The organism is Paenibacillus solisilvae (genome assembly GCF_042656405.1).
Taxonomy (GTDB): Bacteria; Bacillota; Bacilli; order Paenibacillales; family Paenibacillaceae; genus Paenibacillus_Z; species Paenibacillus_Z solisilvae.
The window spans coordinates 300,801-311,695 of record NZ_JBHSOW010000015.1 but is presented as its reverse complement, the minus strand read 5'-3'; the positions used below and the strand labels follow the sequence as shown (position 1 = coordinate 311,695).

Here is a 10,895-nt window from a genome sequence, read left to right as displayed (position 1 = left end):
GGAGGGTGATTGGCGCAGGTGGCAGCTACGATATCTATTTTGGCAGCATCATTGCTGCTGGTAATAGCTTTTATTCATGATGTTCGGGTCATGAAGATTCCGAATCGTTTAACGATATCTTTTATTATTGCAGGGATCATCTATCAATCGGTCGTGTATGGAATGTCAGGAAGCATTCATTCTTTTCTTGGTGCTGCAGCGGGGTTTATCCCTTTGCTTGTTCTATATGCACTAAAGGGAATTGGAGCGGGGGATGTCAAGCTGTTCGCTGCCCTTGGAGCCTGGATAGGTGCTTCATTGGTTGTTCAGGTGCTCATTTATGCGATCTTGTATGCTGGAGCAGCAGGCGTGGTCCTTATTTTTGTAAATGGCAGCTTTGGCAGACGGGTGATGAGAGCCGTTATCTCCATGATCACACCGTCAGCCGGTGGCAAGGTTGAAGCTATAAAAACTTGGAGCAAAGATGGATTGCGGTTTCCATTTATGATAGCCGTAGTTCCGGCTGCCCTGACTGCTTGGTTTCAGACAGTATAATCTGCAGAGACATCTCTTCGGATATATTGCAAAAGCTTTAGCTTATCTTTCTTCGGAAGTAGTTTTTGTTTTTCAAGAAGTAAATCAAGGATGTGTCACAAAAACTTTTAGGAGGGACTAGAATGGTTAATGATCAACTTCGTGTTGATTTCTCGTCGAGTCGTGGTCATGAGATGATCATTGATCGGGAATTAGGGATTTTACGGGAGGAATTGGATGAAGTAGAGATTCAAATGCTGCAGGCGCAGAAGATTCCCAAACTGCTTCCGATTGATTGGGTGGATATAGACGGCAGAGTCACTTTCCGTTATGCCTTATCGGGCAGAAGAATGCTTGTACACAGGCTGCAAACCCAGCAGCTCTCAATGATTGATTTTTATAGCATGTTATTATCCATTGCTGAGGCACTTGATGATTGCCATCATTACATGCTGAGGACAGAAGGCTTTATGCTGAATGATCAATATTTGTTTGTGGGTGAGTCGTGGTCGGATATTGGACTTGTTTATGTACCGCTTCGACAGAGCAAACTCGCTGTTTCTGCCGGGGAATCGGTTCTTGCGATGGCTGTGCGTTGGCTTGGTTATGTCAATCAACCGGATGGTTTAGGTTTTCAGCGAATTGTTCAGCATCTACGCGGCGAACACGTCTCTTGGAGCAGCTTGCGGCAAACGATCATCTCTTTATTAGGAGTGATTCATAGTGCAGGTTTGGAGCAGGTAATAGTAAAGTCCGCTGCACCTTTTGCTCAGGCTTCAGCCTCAAGGCTATCTAAACAAATCGAACTCCTGGAAAAGGAACTACCAGAAGTCAATCAATCCTCTCTTCCTGCTCGGGTTAATCAGGATATCGAAGAAGAAATCCCTTTCACACCTTTGGAAACGGATCAAGAAGATCAAGTTCGATCCAGACAGGTATGGATACTTGGAATGGGACTTATCATCATAGCTGCTCTTATATGGAGATTTCTGTATTTGGCATCACCTAGCCGGACAAGTCTGCTCATCAGCGGCGGCCTCACACTCATCGCTGCTGCCGGACTGCTCTTTTATTGGAAGAGGAGCTCTAGAGACGAGTCGCTTCTTGAGGAAAGCTGGCACCAAGACTCAAAGTGGGCAGGGGAGGATGAGGGTTTGTGCCAAATTCTCCTCTTCTTAGCCATGTAAGCTCAGCTTCAAATCAGCCGATTCGCGCAAGCATAGATGTAATTAACAAAGATCTTGCCGATAGCACAGGAAGTAATCGGCGTTTTGGTTTGATGGAAAGTATCGAGCGCAGGACAGCTGTATCGGAACGGCAAGAAGGCGTGCAGCTAAGCAGAATGATCAATAATGATGCAACTGTTTTACTAGGTCAGGATAAACAAGCAGAGGAGAACGAGAGTCGCCTGCCAGCTTGTTGGCTGGAAAGGGAAGCAGAGGGAGTCACGGAGCAAATTGTGCTTCAAGCAGTGAGTTTTGTTATTGGCCGGGCAGGGGACGGGGTCCATTATGTAGATAGCTCTTCAGGTATATCACGAGCGCATCTGGAATTATCGGGGAAGCAAGGGGAATGGGCGGCTAAGGATGTGGGATCTAGAAACGGCAGCGCTTGGAATGGTCAAATGATGATTCCGTATAAGGCCTATCCATTAAAAAGCGGTGATTGCATTCAGCTGGCAGGTAATAAAGGTCCGAAATATTTCTATCGGACCTTATAATTCAATGATGCAGAAGACGTTATTTATGACTTCCCACCAATGGGGCCATGGCACTCTCAATTGTAGGATAGCTAAATGTGAATCCATGCTCCATCGCTTTGCGAGGTACAGCACGCTGACCTTCCAATAGCAAAAGTGAGAGCTCGCCTAACACGGTCTTCAGTATAAAGGCGGGTACAGGGAACCAATGAGGTCTTCCCAATGCACGACCGAGTGCACGGCCGAATGCATCATTGGTTACTGGATGTGGAGCGCATGCATTTACAGGTCCCTCTAGATTAGGATTATCGATACAGAACAGAATAAGACGAACCATATCTTCGATATGCAGCCATGGCATCCACTGCTTTCCGCTGCCAACCTTGCCGCCTGCGAACAACTTGTAAGGCAGTGACATTAGTGGAAATGCACCGCCACCCTTTCCTAACACAAGTCCTACTCGAAGTTTAACGAGGCGAAAAACGTTAATTCGGTCCGCCGCAGCTTCCCATTTCTCAACAACAGAAGAGAGAAAGTCACTAATGTTCCAAGGGCTGGATTCATCAAAGGTGTCACTTCGTGACATGCCATAAATAGAAATACCCGACGCGTTTACGACGACATCGGGTTTGACATTCAAGGAGGCGACTAGATGTTCAATGCGGCTGGCAGCATCCAGCCTGGATTGAAGAATTCGAGTCTTTGCCGCTTCTGTCCATCTTTGGTTTATCGATTCTCCCGCCAAATTAACGATGGCATCGATGCCATCCAGCCGGGATGGAGATACAGCTATTTCAGACCACGTTACCCGATGTACATCACTGCGGCTCTCTGATTTTCCCTTTGATCTTGAGATTATCCATACCTCGTCACCACGCTGACGCAGCGCATCGACGAGATGACCGCCGACAAAGCCAGTTCCACCGGTTACGGCAACTTTCATTGCACATTCCTCCGACAATAGGGGTTAAGTAGCTTTAATGCTTGTAAGCCATAACTGCTTAATTTTCTCTCCGCTAATTTCTTTCTCCATATAAGTGTATGTAACAGGAGTGTTTTCTTCCAGCTGGTTGACCTTTTCAAACATTTTATCGTCTATCTGATAGACAGTCGATGTACCATCGGAGGTTTTTATTTCAATAGAATTTGTGTCCGCCTGTCCAATGTAGGTACCCTTGCCTTGTTTCTCAGTTTCAGTTACAGGATCCTTCTCCTTATCCGTACTGGTTTTATCATCCGGCTCGGCAGGCTTAGGCTCGACTGGTGCCGGATCCGGAACATCAGGGTCGGTTACCCCGGCATTATTATTAACGCTTCCGGATTCCCCATTCGCAGCGCCAGCGTCTTCATTATATACCTTACCATCAACATTATTAGATGTATTGGCATTACTGTTCGTATCATTATTACCGCATCCGGCTGCGGTGAGTGAGACTACGACGACTAAACTCATGACCAATGTAAGCGTGCGTTTTTTTCTTGTTGTTGTGTTTGTTTGTTTCATGATTGACCCCTCCTAAAGTTTTTGCGCGCTCTGCTGCGGTACCGACTGCCGGTACCGATAGCAAAAACTACATCGAAAGCATAAGCTAAGTTTTTGCGCGCTCTGCTGCGGTACCGACTGCCGGTACCGATAGCAAAAACTACATCGAAAGCATAAGCTAAGTTTTTGCGAGCATTGCTTACTCTCTATAACGTTTGTATACCCTTGAAAGTTTCCCTTCAATCGTTAAGAGATGCTTATAATGCAGCGAAAGCCGCCTGCTTAGGCGGCTTTCACTATTTATTGAGTAAATGCTTGTAGGGCGAATAATCAATGTTTTGCTTCTCCAGAAAGGAGATCAGGCTGCGGTAATCCCGTTTCGGAGTTGCCCGTATGTAGCCTTCGATGCAATGTTTTTCTGAAACTTCTGTCGCACCGCTTTCTACTGCGACTTGTGCAATTTTAGCGGCAATCGAATGTCTGGCAATGTCACGGAAAGCACCTGGCACCGGCGCTACCAATCGTTCTAGGAATGTTTTGGAGTCTTCGGGCCACATCCCGCGGCTCCGTTCCACCCAATAGTTTTGCCAATCGAGCTTTGATTTGCCATCACGCTGAGGCAGGACCTTCAAGAACTTGCGGAACATGAAATAACCGCCAATCGACATAAAGCCAAGCATGACGAAGGCCCAAAACACAATAAAATACATAAACCAGCTGTTGCCCATAACGCTGTTTCACCTCTGCCTGCTAAGTATATCTCATTTGCGAGCCCTAAACTCACTTAAAATGAAAGGGTCTAATTAACGTTTTGAAAATTGATTCCATTATAAGCTATGGCTGATAGACCTCGCAACCTGCTGATTACTTAGAAGAAACTTGCAACGATGCGGTTTATTGGCGGCTATCCCTTTCTTCTTGAACCTAGATTTATTTCGGTATTCCTTGTAAAATAGATAGGACAAGCGTATTCATATGCCGACCTCCGAAATAAGGACTGGCAATTAGGAAGGGAGCGAAACAATAGCAATGTTGAAGATTGGATCTCATGTTTCATTTTCCGATAAGGGCTTGCTGACTGCGGCGAACGAAGCCGTAACTTATGGTTCCAGCTCATTTATGATTTATACGGGCGCTCCGCAAAACACCCGGCGTAAGCCGATTGAGGATTTATACATCGAAGAAGGCAATGCAGCCATGAGTCAGGCGGGGATTGATGAAATCGTCGTTCATGCTCCATATATTATTAATCTTGCTTCTTATAAAGAGGATACCTTTGAACTTGCGGTGCGGTTTCTTCAAGAAGAGATCCGCCGGACGAATGCAATTGGCGTCCGTAATATTGTGCTGCACCCAGGAGCTTTTACGGATAAGGATGCGGAATACGGTATTGCCCGTATTGCGGAAGGCTTGAATGAAGTGCTGGATGGCACCAAAGAAACGAATGTAAACATCGCGCTTGAAACGATGGCCGGCAAAGGAACAGAAATCGGCCGCAGCTTCGAGGAAATTGCAGCGATCATCGATAAGGTTGGTTCGAATGACCGTCTAACCGTATGCATGGATACCTGTCATATGCACGATGCCGGTTACGATTTGGTAGGTAACATTGACGGTGTGCTCGAGGATTTCGATCGTATCGTTGGACTTAACCGCGTTGCAGTCGTTCACGTCAATGATAGCAAGAATCCGCGCGGGGCCGGTAAGGACCGCCATGCACCTGTCGGCGCCGGCTGGATCGGATACGAAGCGATTCGTAATGTTGTGCATCATGATGCTCTGAAGGGTCGTCCGTTTATTCTCGAAACGCCTTGGATCGGACAAGAGGATAAGACGCAGCGTCCGATGTATGAAGCGGAAATTGCATTGCTCAGAGGAGACGCGATGAGCCGTTTTGGCGGAGAATTCTTTGAGGATGTCGAGCGCCTGCGGTTTTTCTTTGATAAACAGGAAATCGACCACCGCGGATATGTTCTGAATGTCTGGGATCTGCTCAAAAATGATGCCAAAGCGAAGAAAGCCGACCCGCGTGAGCCGATGGACCGTTTATATCAGCTAGTAGCGGAACACCGCATTCTTCCTGAGCTATCGGAAGAAGCGATCAACCAGCGTATTACGGCTTGGTTTGCAGGCAAAGCACTGCTTGTTAACGTATAAGGCTGAAGCTTGCAGGCAGCATAATCAATTGGTAATGGAAGGAAGTCTCTCACCTCATGCAAAACATGTATCAACCCCAGCAATCCTCGCAGCGGCCGGATAAATCCAACCGTGCGAGAATGCTGATTTCATGCCCGGACCGTCCAGGTATCGTAGCGGCAGTGTCTCATTTTCTATATGAACATGGCGCTAATATTGTGCAATCCGATCAGTATTCGATGGATCCGGGAGGCGGGATGTTTTTCATCCGCTTTGACTTTGATTTAACGGATATGGAACGCGAGCTGCCTGTGCTTCAAGAGGATTTTGCGCGCGTAGCAGACCGGTTTGATATGAAATGGAGTACGTTTCGTGCGAGCCGCAAGAAGCGTCTTGCGATCTTTGTTTCTAAAGAGGATCACTGTCTGCTTGAGCTGCTGTGGCAGTGGCAGGCAGGTGACCTGGAAGCGGAAATTGCGATGGTCATCAGCAATCATAACGACATGAGACCGCTGGTGGAATCTTTCGGGATTCCATACCATCATATCCCGGTAACTGCTGATACCAAGGCGGAGTCGGAGAAGAAGCAGCTTGAGGCTGTAGCGGATAAAGTGGATCTAGTCGTGCTTGCCCGTTATATGCAAATTATTTCGCCTAAATTCATTGAGCAATTCCCGAACCGGATTATTAACATTCACCATTCGTTCTTGCCTGCTTTCGTCGGCGGTAAGCCTTATGCCCAAGCCTACCAGCGCGGTGTCAAAATCATTGGAGCGACAGCTCACTACGTAACGGAGGAGCTTGACGGCGGTCCGATTATTGAACAGGACGTTCAGCGTGTCAGCCACCGGGATAATGTAGATGACCTGAAGCGAATCGGTCGAACGATTGAACGCGTCGTTCTCGCAAGAGCGGTAAAATGGCATTCGGAGGACCGTCTGCTTGTGCATCAGAACAAGACAGTGGTTTTTAATTAGCTTATAGATTTTACAGATGCGAAAATGCAGGGAATCTTGTCATATTTTGTGTCAACAAGGTCAAGCGATGGATGAACGCCGGCAAAAAGGCGCGTCCTGCTTGACCTTTTTGCATATGTGGTTTGTATAATTATTGCATGGCTTGTCGCATTAAGGATGGAAATGACTGAAAGGTAATGGTACAATATTTCGTAGCCAGTGCGTGAAAAGCGCATATTAAACAAGAGAGAATAACATTTTTACGGTAGTAAAGCCTATATGTGATCAGTTACAAAAGCGAGCATTTTGCTTGAGCAACGCTGAGATCCAATTCGTTTAGGCAGAGCAACGTAAAAACCAAGTTATGCTTACGAAGCGAGTTTTCGCTTGAAGATGCCGCAATAAGGCTTATTTATGCAAAAAGCATCGCAAAAACTTTTAGGAGGAACAAACGCAATGACTGTTACACAGAAATCGATTGATCAGCTCTCCATTGATACGATCCGTACACTAGCAATTGACGCGGTTGAGAAAGCTAATTCGGGTCATCCGGGAATGCCGATGGGCGCTGCTCCAATGGGCTATCAATTGTTTGCCAAAAGTATGAGGCACAATCCTTCCAACCCAACATGGATTAACCGCGACCGTTTCGTTTTATCTGCGGGTCATGGTTCCATGCTGCTTTATAGCATGCTTCATTTGTCTGGATATGGCTTGTCCATCGATGAGCTTAAAAATTTCCGCCAATGGGGATCCAAAACACCTGGACATCCGGAATATGGCCACACAGCAGGTGTTGATGCTACGACAGGTCCGCTCGGCCAAGGGGTTGCAATGGCAGTGGGTATGGCGATGGCTGAGACTCAGCTCGGCGCAACGTACAACAAAGATGGATTGAACGTAGTCGATCACTATACATACGCGATCTGCGGCGACGGGGACCTCATGGAAGGTGTTGCAAGCGAAGCGGCTTCCCTTGCTGCACACTTGAAGCTCGGCAAATTGGTCGTTCTTTACGATTCCAACGATATCTCACTTGACGGTGAACTTAACCTTTCCTTCTCCGAGAATGTTCAAGGACGTTTCGAAGCTTATGGCTGGCAGGTCCTTCGCGTTGAAGACGGCAATGATTTGACTGCCCTTGCTAATGCAGTTGCTGCTGCTCAAACGGAAGCTGGCAAACCAACACTGATCGAAGTGAAGACAGTTATCGGCTACGGCAGCCCGAATAAAGGCGGAAAAGGCGGACATGTTGGTCCCCATGGTTCACCGCTCGGCGCCGACGAGACAAAACTGACGAAGCAATTCTACCAATGGGATAATGAACCGTTCTTCGTACCGGATCAAGTCCGCGCACATTTTGCAGAGGTAAAAGCAAACGGTGAGAAAGCAAATGCAGAATGGGATGCGTTGTTCGCTTCTTATAAAGCAGCTCACCCTGAGCTCGCAGCACAATTTGAAACAGCCGTCAGCGGTAAGCTTCCTGCTGGCTGGGACAGAGATCTTCCCGTGTATACCACAGAAGACAAGCCTGTATCGACGCGTGTTGCTTCCGGTAACGCGTTGAACGGACTAGCTAAGAACGTACCGAATCTCGTGGGCGGTTCTGCTGACCTTGAGAGCTCGACAATGACTCACCTTAAAGGCTTGCCGGTATATAAAGCAGGTAACTATGACGGCCGCAACATTTACTTCGGCGTTCGTGAGTTCGCAATGGCTGCTGCGATGAACGGTATCGAGCTGCATGGCGGATTGAAAGTATACGGTGCAACGTTCTTCGTATTCACGGATTACCTTCGTCCGGCAGTTCGTCTTGCTGCGTTGATGAAACTTCCTGTTGTGTACGTATTGACGCATGACAGTATCGCTGTTGGTGAAGATGGTCCTACGCATGAGCCGATCGAGCAGCTTGCTTCGCTCCGTATCATTCCAGACCTGACTGTTATTCGTCCGGCTGATGCGAATGAAACATCCGCAGCTTGGGCTTATGCGCTTGAGAATGGCAGCAAACCGGTTGCGCTTGTTCTGACTCGTCAAAACTTGCCGATCCTGAAAGGAACAGTTGCTAATGCTCGTGATGGTATTGCTAAAGGCGGTTATGTGGTATCCGAAGCCGCAAACGGCAAACCGCAAGCGCAAATTATCGCTACGGGTTCTGAAGTGCAGCTTGCAGTAGCCGCTCAAGAGGCGCTTGCTGCTGAAGGTATTCAAGTTCGTGTAATCAGCTTGCCAAGCTTTGATTTGTTCGAAGCGCAGTCCGGGCAATACAAAGATTCGGTTATTCTGCCGGATGTAAAAGCTCGTCTTGCCATCGAAATGGCTTCCCCGTTTGGCTGGGAGCGTTATGTAGGCGAAAAGGGCGCGATCTTGGGTATTAACACATTCGGGGCTTCTGCTCCTGGTAACAAAGTCATGGAAGAGTATGGCTTCACAGTTGCTAACGTAGTCAGCAAAGTAAAAGCTCTTCTGTAGTCTTCCGCAGCTTATTATAGAAATCAAAATTGGGGCTTGTTGCTCTTAACGGGCAGCAAGCCCCGCCTTATTTTACATAAAAGGAGATCACACAACATGTCTCAATTTGAAAACGTAACAGTTGTTAAGCAAGCGAATGTATATTTCGAAGGTAAAGTAACAAGCCGTGCAGTGATATTTGCCGACGGAACCAAGAAAACTCTCGGCATCATGCTGCCAGGCGAGTATGAGTTTGGTACGGATACTAAAGAAATTATGGAAATCCTTGCTGGTGACCTGCAGGTTCTGCTGCCTGGAGATTCAGAGTGGATCAGCATTTCCGGTCAAGGTGAGTTTACAGTTCCTGCAAATGCGAAATTCAAGCTGAAGGTAGCAGCAGTAACTGACTATTGCTGCTCATACGTGCAAGAGTAAGTTCTATATCTGTCTGTAACCATGATTAAAAGGCTGCACGTTTACGTCGATTACGACGTAAACGTGCAGCCTTTATCTGAATAAGCTGACCACAAGGACTAATCAGCAGGGATGATTTGCTTTTTGATGTACGCTTCGAGCTGCAGTCGCTGATAGGGAGCAAGTCCAGCTAGCAAGCATCCGTGGTGTCGATCGGAGTTTCCAAAGCAGCAGCAATTGTACTGTGGGCCGCGGAATTGGTAATTCGTTTATCGATCCACTGCTCATAGCAGTGCGCGACAGCTGAGAGGTCAAGTGCTCCGAGGCCCATGGAGTCGGCGATCTGGAACAAGCTTTTTACGGTTTCCAGCACCGGGGTCGGTGTTTTCAGGTTGTCTGATAAAACGGATGAAAGGCGCAAATCCTTCAGCATAAGCTCCAATGAGAATTGAACGCTGAAATCACGTTCGAGCAGCTTCTGGGACTTCAGTTCAGCAGCTTTGCTTGAAGCTCCTCCGGATTGGACGAGCTCCAGGAAGGAAGCTGCATCAATACCGCCGCTTGCAGCGATGGCCATACCTTCAACCAATGCCGCAGTATTAATGCCGACGATTGTATTGTGGGCAAGCTTCGCCGTTGCTCCGCTTCCGCTTGGACCCATAGGAATGACTTTTCGGCCCATAGCAAGAAGGATGTCGCTTACTTTATGTACAACGTCTGGATTGCCCCCGACCATGAATACGAGCGTTCCTCCCTCAGCTGCCGGCTTACTTCCGGTTACCGGTGCGTCAAGGAAATCTCCAAATTTGGACGATGTGTCCCTTGCAAGCTCACGTACAAGCGATGGTGAAATGGTGCTGCTGTCAACGATGACCGTTCCTGGCGTAAGACTGCTTAGGATCCCGTTATTGCCGTAATAAACTTCACGAATGGCATCGTCATTACTGATCATCGTGATGATCAACTCGGATGTCTTTGCAACGGCTGCCGGAGTTGCCGCTTCCTTTGCTCCCAGCTCAATCAGCTTGTCCGCTTTGCCGGGTGTGCGATTAAATACAGTGACCTCATAGCCTTTGCGCAGCAAATTAGCAGCCATAGGCGCACCCATAACTCCAAGCCCGATAAATCCAATTTTTTTCATGATTTTGCTCTCCTTGTAGCGAATAATGGAATGGATATATTCTAACACATAATAAGCTGAAGAAGAATTTGAGGAGTTAGTTCCTTGTATTTGCGCAGAAAA

11 protein-coding genes are annotated in these 10,895 nt (G+C 47.5%); 7 read left to right on the top strand and 4 right to left on the bottom strand.

Annotated elements, in window-relative coordinates:
• The first annotated feature begins 18 nt into the window (after positions 1 to 18).
• The 3 genes from ACFPYJ_RS04140 (at position 19) to ACFPYJ_RS04130 (ending at position 2,233) form a co-directional block, all read left to right on the top strand.
• On the top strand, positions 19 to 534 hold the full coding sequence (locus ACFPYJ_RS04140) for an A24 family peptidase (protein WP_379186769.1): 516 nt from the start codon (positions 19 to 21) through the stop codon (positions 532 to 534).
• Between the two features lie 122 nt (positions 535 to 656).
• Positions 657 to 1,700: a DUF6382 domain-containing protein gene (locus ACFPYJ_RS04135; RefSeq protein ID WP_379186768.1), complete on the top strand. Its 1,044-nt coding sequence runs from the start codon at positions 657 to 659 to the stop codon at positions 1,698 to 1,700.
• Positions 1,670 to 2,233, top strand: coding sequence for an FHA domain-containing protein (locus tag ACFPYJ_RS04130; RefSeq protein ID WP_379186767.1), 564 nt, complete (start codon positions 1,670 to 1,672; stop codon positions 2,231 to 2,233). The genes ACFPYJ_RS04135 and ACFPYJ_RS04130 overlap by 31 nt, the downstream gene beginning before the upstream one ends.
• Before the next feature lie 19 nt (positions 2,234 to 2,252).
• Here ACFPYJ_RS04130 and ACFPYJ_RS04125 read toward each other — a convergent pair whose 3' ends face one another.
• The 3 genes from ACFPYJ_RS04125 to ACFPYJ_RS04115 all read right to left on the bottom strand — a co-directional run bounded on the left by ACFPYJ_RS04125 (position 2,253) and on the right by ACFPYJ_RS04115 (position 4,423).
• A complete protein-coding gene (locus tag ACFPYJ_RS04125; RefSeq protein WP_379186766.1) occupies positions 2,253 to 3,155 on the bottom strand; it encodes a TIGR01777 family oxidoreductase in 903 nt (300 codons plus the stop codon).
• A 24-nt stretch (positions 3,156 to 3,179) separates the two neighbouring features.
• Positions 3,180 to 3,716, bottom strand: coding sequence for a hypothetical protein (locus tag ACFPYJ_RS04120; protein WP_379186765.1), 537 nt, complete (start codon positions 3,714 to 3,716; stop codon positions 3,180 to 3,182).
• A 275-nt stretch (positions 3,717 to 3,991) separates the two neighbouring features.
• Positions 3,992 to 4,423, bottom strand: a complete 432-nt coding sequence (locus tag ACFPYJ_RS04115; RefSeq protein WP_379186764.1) for a DUF2621 domain-containing protein — start codon at positions 4,421 to 4,423, stop codon at positions 3,992 to 3,994.
• Positions 4,424 to 4,724: 301 nt separating this feature from the next.
• Between ACFPYJ_RS04115 and ACFPYJ_RS04110 the strand changes: the two genes are divergently transcribed.
• The 4 genes from ACFPYJ_RS04110 (at position 4,725) to ppnP (ending at position 9,673) form a co-directional block, all read left to right on the top strand.
• Positions 4,725 to 5,852 (top strand): deoxyribonuclease IV, encoded by a 1,128-nt coding sequence (locus ACFPYJ_RS04110; protein WP_379186763.1) that lies wholly within the window; start codon positions 4,725 to 4,727, stop codon positions 5,850 to 5,852.
• A 56-nt stretch (positions 5,853 to 5,908) separates the two neighbouring features.
• The gene (gene purU / locus ACFPYJ_RS04105; protein WP_379186762.1) at positions 5,909 to 6,808 is read left to right on the top strand and encodes a formyltetrahydrofolate deformylase; all 900 of its coding nucleotides are present in this window, start codon (positions 5,909 to 5,911) and stop codon (positions 6,806 to 6,808) included.
• Between the two features lie 435 nt (positions 6,809 to 7,243).
• Positions 7,244 to 9,259 (top strand): transketolase, encoded by a 2,016-nt coding sequence (gene tkt / locus ACFPYJ_RS04100; RefSeq protein ID WP_379186761.1) that lies wholly within the window; start codon positions 7,244 to 7,246, stop codon positions 9,257 to 9,259.
• A gap of 96 nt (positions 9,260 to 9,355) precedes the next feature.
• Positions 9,356 to 9,673: a pyrimidine/purine nucleoside phosphorylase gene (gene ppnP / locus ACFPYJ_RS04095; RefSeq protein WP_379186760.1), complete on the top strand. Its 318-nt coding sequence runs from the start codon at positions 9,356 to 9,358 to the stop codon at positions 9,671 to 9,673.
• 169 nt (positions 9,674 to 9,842) lie between these two features.
• Here the strand turns inward: ppnP and ACFPYJ_RS04090 are convergent, their stop codons facing one another.
• Complete coding sequence (locus ACFPYJ_RS04090; protein ID WP_379186759.1) at positions 9,843 to 10,793, bottom strand: NAD(P)-dependent oxidoreductase; 951 nt, start codon at positions 10,791 to 10,793, stop codon at positions 9,843 to 9,845.
• Positions 10,794 to 10,895 lie beyond the last annotated feature (102 nt).

What these genes read in the sequence shown, in the direction of transcription:
- ppnP (WP_379186760.1), top strand. Translation starts at nt 9,356, where the DNA reads ATGTCTCAATTTGAAAACGTAACAGTTGTTAAGCAAGCGAATGTATAT.
- ACFPYJ_RS04135 (WP_379186768.1), top strand. Translation starts at nt 657, where the DNA reads ATGGTTAATGATCAACTTCGTGTTGATTTCTCGTCGAGTCGTGGTCAT.
- purU (WP_379186762.1), top strand. Translation starts at nt 5,909, where the DNA reads ATGCAAAACATGTATCAACCCCAGCAATCCTCGCAGCGGCCGGATAAA.
- ACFPYJ_RS04090 (WP_379186759.1), bottom strand. Translation starts at nt 10,793, where the DNA reads ATGAAAAAAATTGGATTTATCGGGCTTGGAGTTATGGGTGCGCCTATG.
- ACFPYJ_RS04125 (WP_379186766.1), bottom strand. Translation starts at nt 3,155, where the DNA reads ATGAAAGTTGCCGTAACCGGTGGAACTGGCTTTGTCGGCGGTCATCTC.
- ACFPYJ_RS04115 (WP_379186764.1), bottom strand. Translation starts at nt 4,423, where the DNA reads ATGGGCAACAGCTGGTTTATGTATTTTATTGTGTTTTGGGCCTTCGTC.
- ACFPYJ_RS04120 (WP_379186765.1), bottom strand. Translation starts at nt 3,716, where the DNA reads ATGAAACAAACAAACACAACAACAAGAAAAAAACGCACGCTTACATTG.
- ACFPYJ_RS04110 (WP_379186763.1), top strand. Translation starts at nt 4,725, where the DNA reads ATGTTGAAGATTGGATCTCATGTTTCATTTTCCGATAAGGGCTTGCTG.
- tkt (WP_379186761.1), top strand. Translation starts at nt 7,244, where the DNA reads ATGACTGTTACACAGAAATCGATTGATCAGCTCTCCATTGATACGATC.